The sequence below is a fragment of the Sinorhizobium sojae CCBAU 05684 genome (assembly GCF_002288525.1).
GTDB lineage: Bacteria > Pseudomonadota > Alphaproteobacteria > Rhizobiales > Rhizobiaceae > Sinorhizobium > Sinorhizobium sojae.
Genome location: NZ_CP023069.1, coordinates 49,433 through 67,984, shown reverse-complemented (window position 1 = coordinate 67,984; position 18,552 = coordinate 49,433). Strand labels below are relative to the sequence as shown.

Below are 18,552 nucleotides of genomic sequence, written 5' to 3'. Positions count from 1 at the left end.
CGGCCGGTCAGGAACTTGCCGCCGCACTTGAGGCAGCGATGGGCGCGGGCGTTGTCATGCGCAGCGACCTTGGACCCATGGTCAATGAAGACGCCGTGCTCGCTATCATTCTCGAACGTGCGTCGATCTCGGCCGATGCGCTCAATGTCGTGCCCTGCGAGGCGACTGCGGCACTCGGCATGCTCCTTCTGGCAGACCACGGCATTTTGACTGTCAACACGCATGGCCAGCCCGGTGCGCGCGTTTCGCTGCGTCTGAAACCGACTCTTGATGCCCTTGCAAGTGTCGGTGGCGTGAGCGCCGTCGTCGATGCGGTCGATGACTGCATTACCAAGGTTGCAGACATTGTCACTGATGAAAACGCCATGAAGACGCTGATCCTGGGAGATTTCGCATGACCACTTCGAATTTCGCCGCCATGGACGACCGGCTCGACCGGCTGGTCAATCTCGACCTGGGCGGCCGCGGCGTCGAGCATCTTTCTGCGGCTACCCGTCTATTGCTTGGAGCATCGCCGGTGGGAGCAGCGGCCGATAAACTTGCCGCGCTGAACCACGAGGATGTCGTACTGGTCACAACGGGTTCGGTTTCGCGCGCCTGGATCTCCCCAGAGATCGGCGAGAATGACGGTCCGGCTGGTCTGGCGGCGGTGGTGCGCGCAATCAGCCTTTCCCGCAAGGCGCTGTGTGTCGTTCTCGCGGAGGCGACCTTGATCGAGCCAATCGGCAAGCTCATGACGACGGCGGGCCTGACCGTCGTTCCAGTCGAACAGGCTAAGATTGCCGCCCGCGACAAGAGCCTCGCCGTCGTATCGCTTCTGCCATTTACGACCAAGGATGAGGACGCCCCCGCCGAAGCTTGCCGCATTCTGGACGAATTAAACCCCGTCCTGCTGTTTTCGACCGAACGCGTCGGTCGCAATGCCGACGGCATCTATTGCAGCATGCGTGGTGTGGACTACGGCATGGACCGCGCGCGCATCGATTATGTGTTCGATGAAGCCAACAAGCGCGGCGTTTTGACCGTGGCAGTCGGCGACGGCGGCAATGAAATCGGAATGGGTGCGATCAAGGAAGCAGTTCATAAGCACGTCCGTTTTGGTGACGCGCGACCGGAAGGTGGCGCCGGGATCGGCGCCATGACCGGCTCCGATATTCTCGTCACGGCGGCGGTCTCAAATTGGGGTTGCTACGCTATCGTCGGCGCGCTCGCCGCTCGGTTGAAGGACATCCGGCTCCTTCACAAGCCAGAAATGGAAGCCACTCTTCTCAAGCGTGGTGTCGATATCGGCCTGATCAACTCTGTCGACGGACTGATCGACGCAAATGTCGATGGTATACCACTTTCCACCCATCTTGCGATTTCCGAGATTATCGAGGGGATCGTTCGACCCGCGCTGCGCTGATTGTGCAGGCGCAATACAACCACAAGGGGAATGAAAATGAAAAATGGATTTCTTTCTAAGCTGCGTTCGGTCTTCGCCGGCGCGTTGGCAACCATGGTCGTTGCGGGAGCAGCCCATGCCCAAGAAACATCGCGGCTTGATGAGCTTCTGTCTCGCGGAAAACTGATCGTTGGCGTGTCGAGCGAATCTCCGCCGTTCGGATTTGTCGATGAGAAGGGCGAACTGGTCGGCTTCGATATCGACATAGCCAAGCTGATTGCTAAGGCGACATTCGGCGACGAAACCAAGGTCGAGTTTGTACGTCAGAGTGCAGCCCAACGCTGGCCGAATGCTCAGAACGGCACAATCGACTTCGGCGCGCAGACTACGAGCATTTATGCTGATCGCGCTCAGAAGGTCGCTTTCACCCGTAGTTACATCGACGGTGGTGTCGTGATGATCGTTCGCAAGGACGCGCCGTTTCAGAAGCTCGCCGACTTCAACAAGTCGGACGTCACGATTGCCAATCTGACGACGCCGACCCAGGAGGAACGCGCCAAACGCCTCTTCCCGAGCGCACAGATCGCCACCTTCGACGGCATTGCGGCCCAATTCAATGCCGTGAAGCTTGGTCGTGCGCAAGGGGCACAGTTGGATGGCCCGGTCGCCGCCTGGTATGTCAAACAGAACCCCGACATGCGCGTCATCGAGGAGCGACTGACAGATGTCGTAAATACTGGCATCTTCATGAAACCCGGCGACTTCCGCCTGTGGCAGTATCTAGATCTCACGGTCAGCGAAATGACCGGTGGATACCTCTTTGCCGACTACAGCAAGATTTATGAAAAGTGGTTCGGTACGAAGCCCTTGAACGTCAAATGGTATCTCAATCAGCCACAGAAGTAGTCGGTCTTTGGGTTCAAAATAACAAGGGGAACACCATTGGACGCGTTCGTAATTTTCTTCACCAGATATCTTCCGGCGTTTGCCGACGGGTTCCTGATTACTGCGGGGGTAGCGGCTCTCGCCGCCCCTGCGGCACTGATTTGGGCCATTGTATTGATTATACCCCGGCTCGCCCAATGGACATGGGCCAGCAGATTGGTTGATGCCTATGTCGAGGTTATGCGCAATTCGCCGCTTCTGGTGCAAATGTACCTGCTTTATTTCGGGCTGCCTCTTCTCGGCCTCTTCTGGAGCAGCATCGTCTGCGGTGTAATCGCAATCGCCTCGCAGCACGGCGCATTTCTTTCCGAGATCCTGCGTTCCGGAATTCAATCCCTAAGCCAGAGGCAATGGGAAGCCGGTAGCGCGATTGGCATGCGCAGATTCGCGGTCATCCGTCTCGTCATTCTGCCGCAGGCGTTTATCAAGGTGCTGCCGGCGCTCGGTAACCAACTCATCGTCCTCGTCAAAGACACCTCACTTGTATCGGCCATCGGCGTCATGGATCTGACCTTGACCGGTAAGATGACGATCGAACGATCGGGCGCGTCCTTTGAAGCCTTCATTGCAGTCGCGTTCTTCTACCTCATTCTCACAAGCACGCTCGGCCTGGTCCTTCGTATCATCGAAGTGCGTGCGGCCCGGAGGTATGGCTGATGTTTCCTGTCCTTCAATCGAATTTGCCTTACCTGCTACAAGGCGCGGTATACACCGTCATACTGTCAGCAATCGTCGTCTCCTGCGGCACGGCGCTTGGCGTCGGGATTGGTGTCCTGGCATCTGTTGGCGGAGCAATCCTCCGTTCCATCATCACTGCCTACATTTTCCTGTTCCGTGGCGTGCCGGTTCTGGTGATCATGTTTCTCGGTTTCTACAGCTTTCCCGCTTTGGGTTTGCGGCTGGATGCATATACGGCGGTCGCCATTTCCATGATCGTTTATGTGGGTGCTTTTGTTGCCGAAGCGACGCGCGGGGCGATTGCCGGCGTGCCGACGGGACAGACAGAGGCTGCCAAAAGCCTTGGAATGCGCAAAGGCAAAATGATGCGGGAGATTGTCCTTCCGCAGGCAATGCGCCTGGTTATCGCGCCAGTCCTCAATATCTCACTTATGGCAATCAAGCAGACATCCTATGCATCCATTGTAGGAGCGTGGGAGCTGTCCTTCGCTGCCCGCGAAGTGGTGGAGCGCACTCTTGCTGCATTCCAGATCTTTCTCGGCGTTATGCTCATCTATTTCATCATCTGCTACCCGCTTTCGCTCGCTGCACGCGCGCTCGACAAACGTTTGGCCTTTGACAGTTAAGGAGACCAACATGAACCAAGCTGCTGCCCCGATTTCTCAGAGCGACGATATTGTTGCTATCAGAGGTCTCCGCAAATCCTACTCGACACTCGAAGTCCTGAAGGGCATCGACATATCCGTCAAGCGCGGTGAAGTCGTCGTCATCCTTGGGCCGAGCGGGTCGGGAAAATCCACAATGTTGCGTTGTGTGAATTTCCTTGAGAACTTCGACCAGGGGACCATTACCGTTGAGGGCCGCCCGGTCGGCTACAAGATGGTGAACGGCACGCGCAGGCCGGTAAGCGAAGTTGACAACGCCAGCCTTCGCCAACACGTCGGCATGGTGTTCCAGAGCTACAATCTTTTCCCCCATCGTACCGTTCTTCAGAACGTAATGATGGGTCCGGTCAAGGTGAAGGGCATGGACAACAGCAAGGCGCGTGACATCGCCATGAAGCTCCTTGCCAAGGTCGGAATGGAACACAAGGCCGACGCCTATCCAGGGCGACTTTCGGGTGGTCAACAGCAGCGCGTAGCTATCGCCCGGGCGCTTGCGATGGAACCATCCGTCATGCTCTTCGACGAGGTCACGTCGGCGCTCGATCCCGAACTCGTCGGGGAAGTACTCAAAGTCATGCGCGAGTTGGCCGAAGAAGGCATGACAATGATTGTTGTTACCCACGAAATGGGATTTGCGAGGGGGGTCGCCGATCGGGTTGTCTTTATGGATGGTGGCGTTGTGGTCGAGCAAGGTCCGCCAGAAGAGATCATGACCAATCCCCAAACGGATCGGTTCCGTGGTTTTCTGTCACGTCACCTCTCTCATGAAGGGTGAATGCTTGTCTCCACGATCGACACCCAGCAGAATCATCGCCTCTTGCATCTGGGACATGCTTCGGAAAAGTGGAGAGGCATTTTTTGATCATGCGGCCAGTCTCTCGAACTGTGCGGGCCAAGCACTTAAGCTTGGCCGTCCACGGCCGGGGCAGCGCTAGAAGTTCCATAAATTTGATTACGCGATATGTTATAACATAACATGCGAATGTTGAAGACGAGATATCGAACTCCCAGCCTCCTCCCGGGGCAACTCGGCTGCCGTCGCACAGGTCTCGACGGCAGCCACTTTTCTCGGAGGCATCGCAGTCTTGGCTTCTACCGAGATTTCAATGCTGCCGTCCGGTACCAAACCTGCCGCCGACCGCGGCGCAACTGAGCGCGATTTTTGTCATGAAGGAATGGACACTCTCGCCACTTGAAAAGACCTGCCTTCGATGGATTTCTCGAGGTAGGACCGTCGCCGAAATCGCTTCGCTGGAGGGCAAGAGCGTCGCCGATATCGAGGGTTATCTCCAGCGCGCGCTTGCCGCGCTGGAGGTAAGATCAACGGAAGAAGCTATCGCGAAGGCCAATCTCTCAGAGCCCGAGTGACCGGCTCCGCTGGCGGGACTGGGAACGAAGAATGCGACGCGCTCGTTGCGCTGCGTTTGGCAAGTTTTGGAGGGTTCGTTGCCGTATCGTGCGCTCTCAAAATATGAAGTTGAACGGGCTGACGCCGGTGCGATGCCGGCGCACGACGCGAGCGCGTTGCTTTCGACGAGCGTTGAACCGCTCCGCCACGGGAGCGCTGGCCAAGATCGACACTACATCGTCGGCCGTTTCAGCGCTTGGGAGGGGAAGTGCCGTTCAGCCCTGAAACTTGGCTTCGATGACGCGCCCGACGCATTCGTTCTTTACCTGCCGTCCACCAACGCGCCGGAGATACGTGCCGGGACACAAAGCTTCCCGACGACGAGAGCAACAGGTTTTCTGGAGGATCTCGCGTACTTCGACGAGCTAACCCCTCATGAACATTCCAACCATATCGGCCTTTCCTTCGAAAAGGCGGCGATGGTGCAGCAGGTGAGTGAACTGCTGGATGGTCCTGTCACGACGGATCTCGAATTCGATCGTATTGTCGATCTGACTTCCGAGAAAGGATTGCGGTTGGCGGCGCTCGGCCATCTTGTTTGGAGTTGCCTCAATCTTTCCGAAGCAGATCGACTATCACCGGCCGCTATCGAGCGGCTATTTCAGGCGACGATGATCGCACTTCTGGAGGTCGCTCCCAACAGCTACATGCCGCGGCTCGAACAGTCGCTCTCGCCGGCTGTCTCGTGGCAGGTGAAAAGAACGATCGAGTACATGCACTCGAACCTGGCGCAATCCATGACGGCTGCTCTGATCGCAGCCGAGACGGGTACAAGCGTCAGGGCATTGCAGGCGGCCTTCCAGCGTTTCAAAGGCACCACGCCTTTAGGCTATCTTAGAACGATCCGCCTTGAAGCTGCCCGCAGAGCTCTCCTAGGCGATGACGGCTCACGATTGATTTCCGATGCGGCGCGCAATGGAGGGTTCACCCATATGGGGCGGTTCGCCGCCGCCTATTATCAAGCTTTCGGCGAAACGCCTTCGGATACGCTCCGAATGCGCTGAGTGTCCGGTCGGTGGGTAGGGTGAAGGTGGACACGATTGTTGTGGCGCGGGAAACTGCCGCAGACCAATAGGCGTGCGTGATCCTTTATCTCCTTCGGAAGCAGCCCAATCCCGCTCTTTTGTGATGGCGTCCTGGCCCGGCGCCGGATCTTCCACGATCAACCCGTAAAGGGTCCGCTAGCAAGCTGCGGCCGCTTCGGCTTCGCCTCGCGGTGATCGCGCCCGCCGTCGGGCCTTTTGAGGAGCCATCGAGCGGGATTGGCCCGCTCCCGAAGGAGCCTCTCACATGTCGCACGATCTTTCCCTCGCTCAATCCCACGCCTTCCAGCTCTCCCGCGACCTGATGGTCCCGGTCACCCTCTTCTCGGTCGGCGGCGAGTACGGCGTGCTTCCTTCCGACGAGATCGACGCCGATGACGATCTTGAGATCGTCCATGAGTTCTTCCCATGGCCGGCTCATTGAGCCGGCCTGTGCCTCCGGCGTGCCGCTTGCGAGCGGCAGGCCGCAAGGGAGGCTGCGCCGCGGCCGGGTCTTGCATGATCCGACAATTGCCAGCCGTGCCCTTGCCGCCTTTGCTCTTCGCGGCTGGTGGAAGTGCGCCCGCGAAGCGACGGGCAAGCAAGGCAAAGAGGAAGAGGCATGAACAGGAAGGAAATAGAGGCGCTGCGCGAACGGGTAGGCTGTGCGGCTGTTCTTGAGCATGCGGGCTTCGCCATCGATGCGAAGGAGAGTACCCGGCGGGCGGTGAAGTTTCGGCGTGGCGCTGAAATCATCATCGTGGTTCATGAGGGGCGCGGATGGTTCGATCCGCTCAGCGATGCGAAAGGGGATGTGTTCGGACTTGTCGAACATCTCGATCATGTCGGATTTCTCGAAGGCGCCGGGAGGGTCGCCGACCTCGTCGGTTTCACGATCGACGAGCCGGAATGGCAGGCGCCCAGGCCCGATCAAAACCACGACCTTTCTCTGCCCGAGCGTTGGCAGGGACGCCGCTATCCGTGGCCCGGCTCGTCGACGTGGGCTTATCTCTCCGGCGAGCGTTTCCTGCCAGCCAACGTGCTCCGCGCGACAATCCGGCAAGACCGCCTCCGGGAGGGTCCCTATGGCAGCATGTGGGCAGCGCATACGGACAATGCGGGCGCTGTGACCGGCTGGGAGGCGCGAGGGCCTGAGTATCGGGGCTTTGCCTCCGGAGGAACGAAGGGTCTCTTCCGTCTGGGGCCGGACACAGCGTTGCGCCTGGCCGTCACTGAAGCTGCTATCGATGCCATGAGCCTTGCCGCCATCGAGGGGCTGCGTGATGGAACCGTATATCTCAGTAATACCAACGAGCGGTGATCATGACCGATGCGCCCATTCGCGGAGTCCGATGGACATGATCTTCCACGGCTGGTCGACGAGCTTGTTCCACGCGGCGCAGCAATGGGCGACGATGTCGTCGTAGTCTTTGAAGATGCGGTTCGAGAGCCAGTTGTCGCGCAGGAACTGCCAGACGTTTTCCACGGGGTTCAGTTCCGGCGAACGAGGCGGCAGGAACATCAGGGTGATGTTGTCCGGCACTTTGAGCTTCGGCGTGACGTGCCATCCGGCCTGATCGAGGATGAGCACGGCATGCGCTCCCTCATCGACGGCCTGGCTGATCTCGGCGAGATGCTGCTGCATGGCTTCGGTATCACAATAGGGCAGGACAAGGCCCGCACCCTTTCCCTTCCGCGGGCAGACGGCCCCGAAGATGTAGGCCCACATGGTGCGCTGATCCAAGGGTGCGGAGGGTCTGGTTCCGCGACGCGCCCACCGCCGCGTGATCTTGTTCTTCTGGCCTATGCGCGCTTCGTCGGCCCACCAGAGCTCGAGGTCGGTGCCGCGCGGGAGCCGGCCTCGGATTTCCGCCAGAGCGGCGGGGAAGTCTTTTTAAAAGCTTCTGCCTCCAGCTCGTTCTGGGCGTAGTGGCGCGGGCGGGCCGACAGCTTGGCGAAGCCGAGCGCCTTCAACTCACGGCCGACAGTCGTCTCGTCCATCGCGATGCGGAATTCCTGGAATATCCACCGCACCAGGTCCTTGCGCCGCCAGCGGACGACACCGTGGATCGCAGGGATCGGGCCGCTTTCGACGATCTTCGCCAGCGCATGGCGCTGAGCGACGTTCAGCTTCGCTCGGCCGCCGGGTGCTTTGCCGTTCACCAGCCCGTCGGGGCCGCGCGCATTGAACCGCAGCACCCAGTCACGGACGATCTGCAGCGTCACGCTGCCGATCCGTGCCGCATCCGAGCGCGAGCCGCCGTCATAAATCTCGGCGAGCGCCAGCAACCGCCGCGCCTGGTTGGCATCCTTCGTTTGCCGTGCGAGCTGTCGAAGAGCACGCCCATCGAAATCATCACGCAACAAAATTGCTGAACCCATCGCAAACCTCCCGTTTGCTGCATGGATTCAGATTCGAAGCCCCGTGGGAATCCCTGAGAGTCGGAAACGGCGCTCGTTGGTATAACGGGGGCGGATGGTCGCCGTCCACGGAGGGGGCGCTGCGGCAGTTGGCCTCGCGACCCGATGCTCTCCTCCTCGCCGCGACAGACGCCAATCCCCAAGGGGAGTTGTTTGCCGAGCGGTTGCGGGCGCTCGCTGTCGAGACCGGGTGCGACTGGTCGCGGCTCCGCCCGCCCGAGGAGGACTGGAACGAGACCCTGAAAATCAGGGAGAAAGAAAAGAGGGAAAGAAAGGAAGACGGCGTGCCGCATTCGCACCGCCCGCGTCAAGGGAAGCTTCGCCCGGCGGAGCCGGCCCTTGACCCGGCCGGCCGCGATGCCGGCGGCCCGGAAGGTGTCATGAAGGACTGAAGAGGATGGCAAGGTCGATAGGACAGTGCTGCGCTTCGGTCCCGAACCATCTCGAAGGAGCCGCAGATGAATCCCTCTCCCGCAATCCGAAAGGTCTTCCAAGGCGTCGCGTCACGCCAGCAAATGTTCCGGATGTTCGACCGGCACGCCCAGCGTCCGAACCGTTGGGAGGGCGACGCCTCGCCCCTTTGTGCCGGCGAATGGTTCGAGATCACGGAAGTCGAGCATGACTACATGTTCGAAATCCTGCCACCGCTCTGGATCCGCGGCGCGATGTTCGCTATGCGCGAGTATCTCGCCGGTTCCGTGACATCAGTGTTCTTCGCCTTGCGGATCGATGGCGACATCCGACACTTCCATGGCTATTGCGATCTCTCCGATGGGCAAGCGGTCGAGCGCATGCGCGTGGCAATCATCGAGCGTGAGAGCCGGCCGGTGCGCGCCATGACCCGCGAAGAACGCCTGGAACATATCTGGAGCATCACTGCGGACGACTATCGTGGCTATGCCGGCGATCGCTGGCCGGAAGCCGCGTGCGGCAAGCGCACAATCTTGCTCTACGGCAGCAAGACGGGCAGCATGTTGAAACTGCTCGACGATCTGACTGACGACGAAATCGCCGGCAAGCTGCCGGTGCAACTGCGCCACCTTCCCTCGCCGATTGCCGCATGAAGGAGGCTTCACGATGCTTTCTTTCCCGCTCACATCGGTCCGCGAGGCGATCGCCCGCGGACGTGCCGACGCGGAAGCCCATGGCGGCTTTCGTAACCCCTATTACGGCCTGCGCCCTGGCAAGGACGAGCAGCCCGGGCTCTGGCTCGTCGGCGACCAGGGTGTCTACCTGATGTCCAACGGCAAACTGCCGATGGTGCCAAGCCCTTTGTCGTCTATGCCGAGGAATGCGATCCCCGCACCAATGACGACTGGTTCGCTGTCAAACGCCGGACATTCGGCGGCGATGACGGTGTCGATTTCATCGATGCGGAACAGCTCGAAGCCATGATGGCGGCGGCTCCGGAGGCGACGCACCTTCGTGTCGCATTCCTTCAAGACTCGATGCAGCTCTATCTGATCGCGAAATCCTAGACATTTCGCGACCAGCCCGGCCCGTTTGGCCACAAAACCCAAAACCCTGAGCGTCCTTCAGTCCCGCAAGTGCTCCCCCGCGGGGTGATGACGCTCGCCTATCTGCGAGGAAAATTTCATGAGCAACGATCCCTTCACTCTCGACATGTTCGGCAGCAGCGCGCTGTCATCAGGCCTCGGCCTAGGTGTCAGATCGTTCGGCGGCTTCGATACGGTCGCGGCCAATGACGACGACCCCGAACCGACGCCGCCCTCTCCCGCTCCGGCTTTGCCGGTCGCGGCGATTGAACGTCCGGCGCCCCGGCGGCAGTGCAACCGGCGCAACTTCTACCTCGACGACGCGGATCGAGGCTTGGCCGTATCCTGGAAGGATCGCGCCCGCGCCAATGTTGCGGCGATCCTGATCGCGAACAACATCGAGAAGCAGGATAGGCCAGCGACCCTGAAGGAGCAGGCACAACTCGTCCGCTTCACCGGCTTCGGGGCCTCGGAGTTGGCGAACACGATGTTCCGCCGCCCCGGTGAGATCGATTTCCGGACCGGGTGGGGCGAGCTCGGCAGCTCGCTCGAAAGTGCCGTCTCAGATGGGGATTACGCGTCGCTCGCCCGCTGCACGCAATATGCCCATTTCACGCCGGAGTTCATCATCCGGGCAATCTGGTCGGGCTTGCAGCGCATGGGCTGGCGTGGCGGCCGCGTGCTCGAGCCCGGTATCGGTACGGGCCTGTTTCCAGCCCTGATGCCGACGGCGTTCCGCGACAGGACCTTCGTCACCGGCGTCGAACTCGATCCCGTCACCGCCCGGATCGTCAAGCTGCTGCAGCCGAAGGCTCGCATCATCAAAGGCGACTTTGCGCGAACCGATCTGGCGCCGATCTACGATCTCGCCATCGGCAATCCGCCCTTCTCCGACCGGACTGTCCGGTCTGACCGGACCTATCGCTCGCTCGGCCTCCGGCTCCATGACTACTTTATCGCCCGGTCGATCGACCTCCTGAAACCCGGCGCGCTCGCCGCCTTCGTCACCAGTTCCGGCACGATGGACAAGGCGGATGCGACAGCGCGCGAACATATCGCCAAGACCGCCGACCTGATCGCTGCGATCCGACTGCCGGAGGGCAGTTTCCGCCGGGACGCCGGCACGGATGTCGTCGTCGACCTTCTCTTCTTCCGCAAGCGTAAGGCCGGCGAAGTCGAGAATGATCTGTCATGGCTCGATCTTCAGGAAGTGCGGCCCGAAAGCCAAGATGACGGCGCAATTCTAGTGAACCGCTGGTTTGAAGAGCATCCCCGTTTCGTCCTCGGCGATCATGCCCTCACCTCCGGGCCCTTTGGCGAAACCTACACCTGCCGGCCGCGCGCCGACGAGGATCTGCAGGCGGCTCTGGAGGAGGCAATCGGGCGCCTTCCCGAAGGCGGCTATGACGGCGAGCCGACCGCGATCGACATCGACCTTGAGGACGAGCTCGGCGAGATCGTCGATCTTCGGCCCGAGAACCGACAGGTCAGGGAAGGAAGTTTTTTCATCGACATCAGCCGCGGTCTCATGCAGATGGTCGACGGATCTCCGCAAGCGGTGAATGTACGAAAAGGGCGATCAGGCGAAGGCCTGTCCGAAAAGCACGTCGGCATCATCAAGAAGCTGATTCCGATCCGCGACGCCGTGCGCGAGGTGCTGAAGGCCCAGGAGCAGGATCGGCCATGGCGCGATCTGCAAGTTCGGCTGCGCATCGCCTGGTCGAGCTTCGTGCGCGACTTCGGTCCGATCAACCACACCACGGTCTCGATCAGCGAGGATGAGGAATCCGGCGAAGTGCGCGAAACGCACCGCCGTCCGAACCTGCAGCCCTTCCTCGGCGATCCCGATTGCTGGCTGGTTGCCTCGATCGAGGATTACGACCTCGACACCGATACGGCGAAACCAGGTCCGATCTTTTCCGAACGGGTCATCGCGCCGCCTGCCCCGCCCGAAATCACCAGTGCTGCGGACGCGCTGGCCGTGGTGCTCAACGAACGCGGCCGCGTCGACATCGAACATATCGCCGAGCTGCTGCACAGACGCGTTGATGCGGTAGTCGACGAACTCGGCGATGCGATCTTCCGGGATCCTGCCGATGGCTCCTGGCAGACGGCGGATGCCTATATCGCCGGTCCGGTCCGCACCAAGCTTGCCGTCGCCGAAGCTGCGGCGGCACTCGATCCAGCCTACGAACGCAACGTCCCCGCGCTTCAGGCGGTTCAGCCGACCGACCTTCGCCCCTCCGACATCACCGCGCGCCTCGGGGCGCCGTGGATCCGGCGAGCGACGTCGTGACCTTCGTGAAGGAGATGATGGGCTCCGACATCAGGATCCACCATATGCCGGAGCTTGGGAGTTGGACCGTGGAGGCCCGGCAGCTTGGGCTTAGTGCTGCAGGAACATCCGAATGGGGCACAAGCCGCCGCGATGCCGGTGAGCTGCTCGCCGATGCGCTGAACAGCCGTGTTCCGCAGATCTTCGACGTCTTCAAGGATGTCAGTGGCGAGCGCCGCGTGCTGAATGTCGTCGATACCGAGGCCGCGCGCGACAAGCTGCAGAAGATCAAACAGGCCTTCCAGACTGGGTTTGGACCGATCCCGATCGCACCGATCGGCTGGCGCGGGTCTATAACGACCGGTTCAACAACCTTGCGCCCAGACGGTTCGACGGCGCTCACCTCAAACTTCCCGGCGCCTCTGGCGCCTTCGTTCTTTATGGGCACCAGAAACGCGGCATCTGGCGGATCATCTCCTCCGGCTCGACCTATCTTGCGCATGCGGTCGGCGCCGGCAAGACGATGACGATGGCGGCGGCGATCATGGAGCAACGGCGGCTGGGCCTGATCGCCAAGGCCATGCTCGTGGTCCCCGGTCATTGCCTGGCACAGGCTGCCCGCGAGTTTCTCGCTCTCTACCCCAATGCCCGCATTCTCGTCGCCGACGAGACGAATTTCACCAAGGACAAGCGCGCCCGCTTCCTGTCGCGCGCGGCGACCGCCACCTGGGATGCGATCATCATAACGCACTCGGCGTTCAAGTTCATCGCCGTGCCGTCGGCCTTCGAACAACAGATGATCCACGATGAGCTGGAACTCTACGAGGATCTGCTGACCAAGGTGGACAGCGAGGACCGCGTCTCGCGCAAGCGCCTCGAGCGGCTGAAGGAAGGCCTGCAGGAACGTCTGGAAGGGCTTGGGACCCGAAAGGACGATCTGCTGACGATCTCCGAGATCGGTGTCGACCAGATCATCGTCGATGAAGCGCAGGAGTTCCGGAAGCTTTCCTTCGCGACCAACATGAGCACGTTGAAGGGCATCGACCCGAACGGCTCGCAGCGCGCCTGGGACCTCTATGTGAAGTCCCGGTTCGTCGAAACGAAGAATCCGGGCCGCGCCCTGGTGCTTGCTTCCGGCACGCCGATCACCAACACACTCGGTGAGATGTTCTCGATCCAGCGCCTGCTCGGCCGCGAGGCTCTCGCCGAGCGCGGCCTGCACGAATTCGATGCCTGGGCGTCCTGCTTCGGCGATACCACGACCGAGCTGGAGATCCAGCCGTCCGGCAAATACAAGCCGGTCAGCCGCTTTGCGAGCTTCGTCAATGTCCCGGAACTGATCGCCATGTTCCGAGCCTTTGCTGATGTCGTCATGCCGGCGGATCTCCGCGAATACGTCAAGGTGCCGGATATCTCCACCGGCCGGCGGCAGATCCTGACCGCCAAGCCCACGCCTGCGTTCAAGTCCTATCAGCAGATCCTTGACACCCGCATCAAGGCGATCGAGATGCGTGAGGGATCGGCGCAGCCCGGCGACGATATCCTGCTCTCGGTCATCACCGACGGCCGGCATGCGGCGATCGATCTTCGCCTCGTCATGCCGGCTAACGACAATGAGGAGGATAACAAGCTCAACCTCCTCGTTCGCAATGCCTTTCATATTTGGAAAGAGACGAGCGGGGCCACGTATCTTCGCCCAGACGGCAGGTCCTATGACCTGCCCGGCGCCGCGCAGATGATCTTCTCCGATCTCGGCACGATCAACGTCGAGAAAACCCGCGGCTTTTCGGCATACCGCTGGATTCGCGATGAGCTCGTCCGGCTCGGCGTTCCCCCGTCCGAAATCGCCTTCATGCAGGACTACAACAAGACCGATGGCACCGTAAAGTTAACCGACGGCTGAGGAAGATGTGCGTACATGGGCCATGTCAGAAGTTGCTCGTGATCCGCTTTATCGTCGCCACCGCTATCCCGCTGAGATCATTGCGCACGCGGTATGGCTCTACTTTCGCTTTCCGCTCAGCCTGCGCATGGTTGAGGACATGCTGGCGTCCCGCGGCATCATCGTCACGCATCAGACCATTCGAAGCTGGGCGGAGAAATTCGGACGGCATTTCGCCCGGGAGATCAAGCGACGGTCAGCCGGCTGCCTGGGCGACAAATGGCATCTCGACGAATGTGTGGTGGCCATCAATGGCAAGAAGCAGTGGCTCTGGCGTGCCGTCGATCAGGACGGCTTCGTCCTCGAAGTGCTGGTGCAAAGCCGCCGAAATGCCAAGGCGGCAAAGCGCCTGATGCGCAAGTTGCTGTGGCTCAAGGGCGGACACCACGGGTCATGATCACCGACAAGCTCCGGTCCTATGATGCCGCCAGGCGCGACCTCATGCCCGGTGTCGAACACCGGTCGCACAAAGGCCTAAATAATCGAGCGGAAAATTCGCACCAGCCGACCCGACGACGCGAAAGGACCATGAAACGCTTCAAGTCGGCACGCCAGCTTCAGCGGTTCGTTTCCATCCATGATCCGATTGCCAACCTGTTCCACTTTCCCCGCAATACGCTGTCATCGGCTCAACATCAAGACCTGCGTAACGCCGCCATGCAAATCTGGAGCAAAATCGCGTGTGTCGCCGCAGCCTGACAGCCGTCCCCGCCAGCTATCGCTGCATCAATCCGCTGATAACTTTACAGTGCCCGCCGACGCTCACCTCCATGAGGTCTTCGGCTCCGCTTCGTTCGAGTTGCCAGGCCAGGAAATGTCTGGCCCCCCACAAGAACGCGTCGATGCTCGCCCAAGCAAGGCCACGCTCCTCGCGAAGCCAGGTTTCGTATTCGTTGCAGATCGCAAGCCGCAGTCGGTCGGCGGCGCAGGTTGCTTTTGGAGCAGGTGGCCACTGATGCTGCACAAGCCGCAGCAGAGCGTGAATACCCGACTGCGGAATTTCGTGCCAGCGCTTGCCGGGATTTCGACCGCGGCGCTTCCGGAATAGCGCGACTGCATCGCACAGATATCGCGCGACCTCGGCTTCGGTCACATCTGCGACCATAATTCCTCGATGCCCTAAGTAATCGAGAAACTCCTGTGCATAGGCGCAGTAATTTCCGATCACCACCGGACTGTAGCGGCGACTGCTCAGTACGGCTTTGAGTTCAGGGATCAGTTCTCGTCCAGATTTCGACATCCACAACTCCTCTGCTGGTCGAATGACCGCAGAGGTTCGCTGGAAAATAATGCAGAGCAACGACGGCGCCGAACAGCGGAAGTGTATGGATTTTCTGCGCCAGTCCCGCGTTCCTTCGCATTATGGCCATCTGACGATTAGTCAAGGAATGAGGAGGTGAGCATTATTTGACGAAAGGTTTGACGTAGGCCGGAGGAATGAGGCGCACATCATGGCCGAGGTTCGCGATCTCACGCGCCCAATTGTGAGCGCCACCGCATGCCTCCATGCCAACCAGACATCGAGGCAGCTTTTCGAAGAAGCGCAGCACCTCGCCTCGACGCAGTTTCCGATTGAACAGGGGCGAGCCTTCGATATCGGCGCCGTGAACCTGGAAAACGAGTTTGGCTAAATCGAGCCCGATGGTGCTAACATGCTTCATGGAACGGTCCCCCCTTTGTGGCGTTCGAACAACGACCACGTTTTAGCACTAGATGCTGTCGGAGCGGGCCGTTCCACCTCATCACATACGGTCGCCGCTTGGAGCGGCTGCACCAATATCCCGCTTGCGGCGGCATGGGCCCAAAAGGCGAGACCCGTCTTTGAATGGCATTCAGCCAGCTGGGATCTCGGTTCGCCTCCTGGATCCGCCAAACTTCACCCCGGCGCCGAAACCAAGAGGCCGGCCACCGAAAAATGGCCATCTCTCCTCGTCATCCGGAGCGGCACAATTGGGGAATTTTACTTCGGCACTTGGAGTGCGCCCCTTGGGGTGGACAGATTGGGATGAGGAATTGACCGGCCTACCGGGTTTTCGGAAAGAAGACCCATGGCAAAGCACCGCAGTCACAGCGTCGAATTCAAACGTCAGGTCGCGCAGGAATTTCTCGCCGGCGAAACGCTGCATGGTCTGGCAAAACGCCACGACGTGTCGCGCAATCTTATCCGCATCTGGGTTCAGAAGTACGAGGAAGGTGCATTTGACGAGGATGCGCAGGCCGTTGACCTCCTCCAGGAATACGAGGCGCGGATCGCGGCGCTGGAGCGGCTAGTCGGCAAGCAGGCTCTGGAACTGGAGTTTCTAAAGGGGCCTCTGAAAAACGCACCGCCGCCGAAAAGCGGGACTACGTCCGTCATCACCGGCCCCGCGGCATCTCCGTCGCGGAAGGATGCCGGCTGATGGGAATCGCGCGCTCCACTTATTATGACCACCCAGAAAGGCCGGCCGACGACACTGCGATCGTCGAAGCGATGTTCGCGATCTGCGACGAGTTCGAGTTCTACGGCTATCGCCGCGTCGGTGCGGCCCTGCGGCAGCAGGGTATTGTCGTGAACCACAAGAAGATTCGCCGCCTCGGGCGGCAAGGCGCAGCGACATCAACCTCCATTATGGCAGCGAGCCCGGTACCAAATTCTACAGCGGGCTTTCCGATCAATATGGCTATTTATAGCGCGGCGATCCTGATTGACGCTGAGTCCCCGTGAGGCATTCGAGAACATCCGAGTGAGGCAACGGCATTATTTTCTGGGAACACTCTTGGATGAGGCAATACGCGTTTCGCGGTAGGGACGCCCATTACTGGACGCCACCGGGTCACCGGAGGCGGTCACCCACCTCCGGTTCCCACAGAACGTGGCGTGCAGATTTCCCGCACCACGCTCTTCGGCAGTTGTTTCACAGCACCGCAAGTGCTCGCAGCGCCCGGTATGGGAGCCGCAGCTTTGGTTGCTGCAGCGGGGTCCGTTCCTTGATCTGCTGGAAGGCGTCCCAGGTGAGGTGGCCACCATCACGGCTGCGGCTGCGCAGCACCTTCAACCAGTACCGCTCCCCAGCCCTATAGACCTTGGTGAGCGACCGGTAATTTCCGGCGACACCGTAATAGGCATAGTGGCCGCGTAGGACAGCGTTAATCGCGCCGACCTGTTTCCTGATCGTATGATGCCGCATTTCCCGCATCAGCGCCTGCAGCGACGAGACGCTCCGTCGAAGTCTCGACTTCTCCGTGCGCATGCCAACCTTGAAGTTACCCTTCAGGTTCCGCGTGCAGTACAGCGTCATGCCCAGAAAATAGAATGTCTCCGGGCGGTTTCTGCCGTGCTTGCCCGCGTGCCGCTGTGCGAACCGGCCAAACTCGACCAGTTTGGTCTTGGTCGGCTCAAGCGTGAGGCCAAATTTCCCCAGCCTGTGGCGCAGGGCCTCCTCGACGCGAAGTGCGTCCGAGCGATATTGGAAGCAGATCACAAAGTCGTCGATGTAGCGCACCAGCCGAGCCTCGCCCCGTAACCGGGTCTTCACGACGCGCTCGAACCAAAGGTCCAGGACATAGTGCAGGTAAACGTTGCTCAGCAGGACGCTGATCGAACCGCCTTGTGTAGTTCCTTCGTCACTCGGGTGGACAGCTCCGTCCTCAAGGACGCCCGCTTTCAACCAGCGTCTGATCAAGCTGATCAGGCGCGGATCCCCGACTCGATGTTCGATAAACCGGAGCATCCACTCATGGGACAAACTCCCGAAGAAATTCTTCAGGTCCGCCTCCAGCACCCAGCCCGTCATACCACCGGAGATCACCTCGTTGAGGGTCGACAGAGCATGGTGGGCGCTGCGCTCTGGCCTGCCCCCGAACGAGCAAGGCAGAAAGTCCTGCTCGTAGATCGCGGACAGCACCTCAGCGGTGCTACGCTGAAGCGCCCGGTCCGATACGGTTGGCACCCCGAGCGGGCGTTTCTCCGTCTTTCCGGGCTTGGGGATATAAACCCGCCGGACTGCCGGCGCGCGATACCCCTGACGGTGAATGGATTGAAGCATCGGCTCGATCCATTCTCCAAAGCTTTCCTTCGCCGCCTCCACCGTCTGCCTATCCACCCCGACCGCCGAACGGTTCGGAACCCTTGTAAGATTCCTCTGCACTCGGTCACGCGTGATGTGATGGGCAAGCGACGTAAAGCGGAGCTTCGGCTCACACCGAGCTTTCGCTTCTATGCGGTCAAGTTCTGTTTCCATGGTCAGCTTTATCTTTCCATTACATGAAAGGCCTCGTCTCCCGTTGGATGGAGCCCATGTTGCCCAAGAACACTTCAACTACCGCTGACCGCTTCC

Annotated in this window: 15 protein-coding genes and 7 pseudogenes; 18 read left to right on the top strand and 4 right to left on the bottom strand. The window is 60.3% G+C overall.

The genetic code is table 11. The annotated features are described in order from the left end of the window. Nucleotides 1-38: 38 nt before the first annotated feature. The 11 genes and pseudogenes from SJ05684_RS30750 to SJ05684_RS27440 form a co-directional block, all read left to right on the top strand. Nucleotides 39-398: a hypothetical protein gene (locus tag SJ05684_RS30750; RefSeq protein ID WP_223843495.1), complete on the top strand. Its 360-nt coding sequence runs from the start codon at nucleotides 39-41 to the stop codon at nucleotides 396-398. Next, complete coding sequence (locus SJ05684_RS27480; protein ID WP_014330970.1) at nucleotides 395-1,405, top strand: glutamate cyclase domain-containing protein; 1,011 nt, start codon at nucleotides 395-397, stop codon at nucleotides 1,403-1,405. Before SJ05684_RS30750 ends, SJ05684_RS27480 begins: the two co-directional genes overlap by 4 nt. A 36-nt stretch (nucleotides 1,406-1,441) precedes the next feature. Then, nucleotides 1,442-2,290 carry a transporter substrate-binding domain-containing protein gene (locus SJ05684_RS27475; protein ID WP_014330969.1) on the top strand — a complete coding sequence of 283 codons (849 nt, stop codon included), beginning with the start codon at nucleotides 1,442-1,444 and terminating at the stop codon, nucleotides 2,288-2,290. A 36-nt stretch (nucleotides 2,291-2,326) separates the two neighbouring features. Then, nucleotides 2,327-2,986, top strand: coding sequence for an amino acid ABC transporter permease (locus SJ05684_RS27470; protein ID WP_014330968.1), 660 nt, complete (start codon nucleotides 2,327-2,329; stop codon nucleotides 2,984-2,986). Then, nucleotides 2,986-3,633, top strand: coding sequence for an amino acid ABC transporter permease (locus SJ05684_RS27465; protein WP_014857731.1), 648 nt, complete (start codon nucleotides 2,986-2,988; stop codon nucleotides 3,631-3,633). Before SJ05684_RS27470 ends, SJ05684_RS27465 begins: the two co-directional genes overlap by 1 nt. 10 nt (nucleotides 3,634-3,643) lie before the next feature. Continuing rightward, nucleotides 3,644-4,447: an amino acid ABC transporter ATP-binding protein gene (locus SJ05684_RS27460; protein WP_014857732.1), complete on the top strand. Its 804-nt coding sequence runs from the start codon at nucleotides 3,644-3,646 to the stop codon at nucleotides 4,445-4,447. A 392-nt stretch (nucleotides 4,448-4,839) separates the two neighbouring features. Then, the gene (locus tag SJ05684_RS27455) at nucleotides 4,840-5,040 is read left to right on the top strand and encodes a LuxR C-terminal-related transcriptional regulator (RefSeq protein ID WP_014330966.1); all 201 of its coding nucleotides are present in this window, start codon (nucleotides 4,840-4,842) and stop codon (nucleotides 5,038-5,040) included. Between the two features lie 45 nt (nucleotides 5,041-5,085). Next, nucleotides 5,086-6,084 (top strand): AraC family transcriptional regulator, encoded by a 999-nt coding sequence (locus tag SJ05684_RS27450; protein ID WP_244938039.1) that lies wholly within the window; start codon nucleotides 5,086-5,088, stop codon nucleotides 6,082-6,084. A 286-nt stretch (nucleotides 6,085-6,370) separates the two neighbouring features. Next, nucleotides 6,371-6,547 carry a hypothetical protein gene (locus SJ05684_RS30140; RefSeq protein ID WP_014330964.1) on the top strand — a complete coding sequence of 59 codons (177 nt, stop codon included), beginning with the start codon at nucleotides 6,371-6,373 and terminating at the stop codon, nucleotides 6,545-6,547. Further along, entirely contained in the window at nucleotides 6,519-6,728 is a 210-nt protein-coding gene (locus tag SJ05684_RS30135; protein ID WP_014330963.1) for a hypothetical protein, read from the top strand. The genes SJ05684_RS30140 and SJ05684_RS30135 overlap by 29 nt, the downstream gene beginning before the upstream one ends. Continuing rightward, nucleotides 6,725-7,405: pseudogene (locus tag SJ05684_RS27440) on the top strand (DUF3991 domain-containing protein); the annotation flags it as partial. The gene SJ05684_RS30135 and the pseudogene SJ05684_RS27440, both read left to right, overlap by 4 nt. A gap of 18 nt (nucleotides 7,406-7,423) precedes the next feature. Here SJ05684_RS27440 and SJ05684_RS27435 read toward each other — a convergent pair. Beyond that, nucleotides 7,424-8,484, bottom strand: a protein-coding gene (locus tag SJ05684_RS27435; RefSeq protein ID WP_086018031.1) for an IS630 family transposase whose coding sequence is annotated in 2 segments (ribosomal slippage) — nucleotides 7,424-7,992 and nucleotides 7,992-8,484 — 1,062 coding nt in all. Because the reading frame shifts where the segments join, the coding sequence is not laid out codon by codon here. An 86-nt stretch (nucleotides 8,485-8,570) separates the two neighbouring features. On the opposite strand from SJ05684_RS27435, the pseudogene SJ05684_RS27430 reads away from it, so the two are divergent. The 5 genes and pseudogenes from SJ05684_RS27430 to SJ05684_RS27410 form a co-directional block, all read left to right on the top strand. After that, a pseudogene (locus tag SJ05684_RS27430) lies at nucleotides 8,571-8,915 on the top strand (toprim domain-containing protein); the annotation flags it as partial. Between the two features lie 66 nt (nucleotides 8,916-8,981). Further along, complete coding sequence (locus tag SJ05684_RS27425) at nucleotides 8,982-9,587, top strand: DUF1419 domain-containing protein (RefSeq protein ID WP_014330959.1); 606 nt, start codon at nucleotides 8,982-8,984, stop codon at nucleotides 9,585-9,587. A 172-nt stretch (nucleotides 9,588-9,759) separates the two neighbouring features. Next, nucleotides 9,760-10,001 (top strand): annotated as a pseudogene (locus SJ05684_RS31125) (DUF3085 domain-containing protein). Nucleotides 10,002-10,119: 118 nt separating this feature from the next. After that, nucleotides 10,120-14,185: pseudogene (locus tag SJ05684_RS27415) on the top strand (helicase-like domain-containing protein); the annotation flags it as partial. Between the two features lie 34 nt (nucleotides 14,186-14,219). Further along, nucleotides 14,220-14,935, top strand: a pseudogene (locus SJ05684_RS27410) (IS6 family transposase). Nucleotides 14,936-14,951: 16 nt separating this feature from the next. On the opposite strand, the gene SJ05684_RS27405 reads toward SJ05684_RS27410, so the two are convergent. Then, on the bottom strand, nucleotides 14,952-15,476 hold the full coding sequence (locus SJ05684_RS27405; RefSeq protein WP_014330952.1) for a hypothetical protein: 525 nt from the start codon (nucleotides 15,474-15,476) through the stop codon (nucleotides 14,952-14,954). 166 nt (nucleotides 15,477-15,642) lie between these two features. After that, a pseudogene (locus SJ05684_RS30745) lies at nucleotides 15,643-15,897 on the bottom strand (IS110 family transposase); the annotation flags it as partial. Between the two features lie 387 nt (nucleotides 15,898-16,284). Here SJ05684_RS30745 and SJ05684_RS27395 point away from each other — a divergent pair. Together SJ05684_RS27395 and SJ05684_RS31120 are read left to right on the top strand one after the other, a co-directional pair. Next, a complete protein-coding gene (locus tag SJ05684_RS27395; RefSeq protein ID WP_014857518.1) occupies nucleotides 16,285-16,635 on the top strand; it encodes a transposase in 351 nt (116 codons plus the stop codon). Then, nucleotides 16,635-16,757 (top strand): annotated as a pseudogene (locus tag SJ05684_RS31120) (IS3 family transposase); the annotation flags it as partial. The gene SJ05684_RS27395 and the pseudogene SJ05684_RS31120, both read left to right, overlap by 1 nt. Nucleotides 16,758-17,130: 373 nt before the next feature. Here SJ05684_RS31120 and ltrA read toward each other — a convergent pair. Further along, entirely contained in the window at nucleotides 17,131-18,456 is a 1,326-nt protein-coding gene (gene ltrA, locus SJ05684_RS27385; RefSeq protein WP_034859668.1) for a group II intron reverse transcriptase/maturase, read from the bottom strand. Nucleotides 18,457-18,552 lie beyond the last annotated feature (96 nt).

Coding starts and splice junctions, on each gene's coding strand:
- SJ05684_RS27425 (WP_014330959.1), top strand. CDS start 8,982: ATGAATCCCTCTCCCGCAATCCGAAAGGTCTTCCAAGGCGTCGCGTCA.
- SJ05684_RS27460 (WP_014857732.1), top strand. CDS start 3,644: ATGAACCAAGCTGCTGCCCCGATTTCTCAGAGCGACGATATTGTTGCT.
- SJ05684_RS27405 (WP_014330952.1), bottom strand. CDS start 15,476: ATGTCGAAATCTGGACGAGAACTGATCCCTGAACTCAAAGCCGTACTG.
- ltrA (WP_034859668.1), bottom strand. CDS start 18,456: ATGGAAACAGAACTTGACCGCATAGAAGCGAAAGCTCGGTGTGAGCCG.
- SJ05684_RS27480 (WP_014330970.1), top strand. CDS start 395: ATGACCACTTCGAATTTCGCCGCCATGGACGACCGGCTCGACCGGCTG.
- SJ05684_RS30135 (WP_014330963.1), top strand. CDS start 6,519: ATGAGTTCTTCCCATGGCCGGCTCATTGAGCCGGCCTGTGCCTCCGGC.
- SJ05684_RS30140 (WP_014330964.1), top strand. CDS start 6,371: ATGTCGCACGATCTTTCCCTCGCTCAATCCCACGCCTTCCAGCTCTCC.
- SJ05684_RS30750 (WP_223843495.1), top strand. CDS start 39: ATGGGCGCGGGCGTTGTCATGCGCAGCGACCTTGGACCCATGGTCAAT.
- SJ05684_RS27465 (WP_014857731.1), top strand. CDS start 2,986: ATGTTTCCTGTCCTTCAATCGAATTTGCCTTACCTGCTACAAGGCGCG.
- SJ05684_RS27395 (WP_014857518.1), top strand. CDS start 16,285: ATGGCAAAGCACCGCAGTCACAGCGTCGAATTCAAACGTCAGGTCGCG.
- SJ05684_RS27475 (WP_014330969.1), top strand. CDS start 1,442: ATGAAAAATGGATTTCTTTCTAAGCTGCGTTCGGTCTTCGCCGGCGCG.
- SJ05684_RS27455 (WP_014330966.1), top strand. CDS start 4,840: ATGAAGGAATGGACACTCTCGCCACTTGAAAAGACCTGCCTTCGATGG.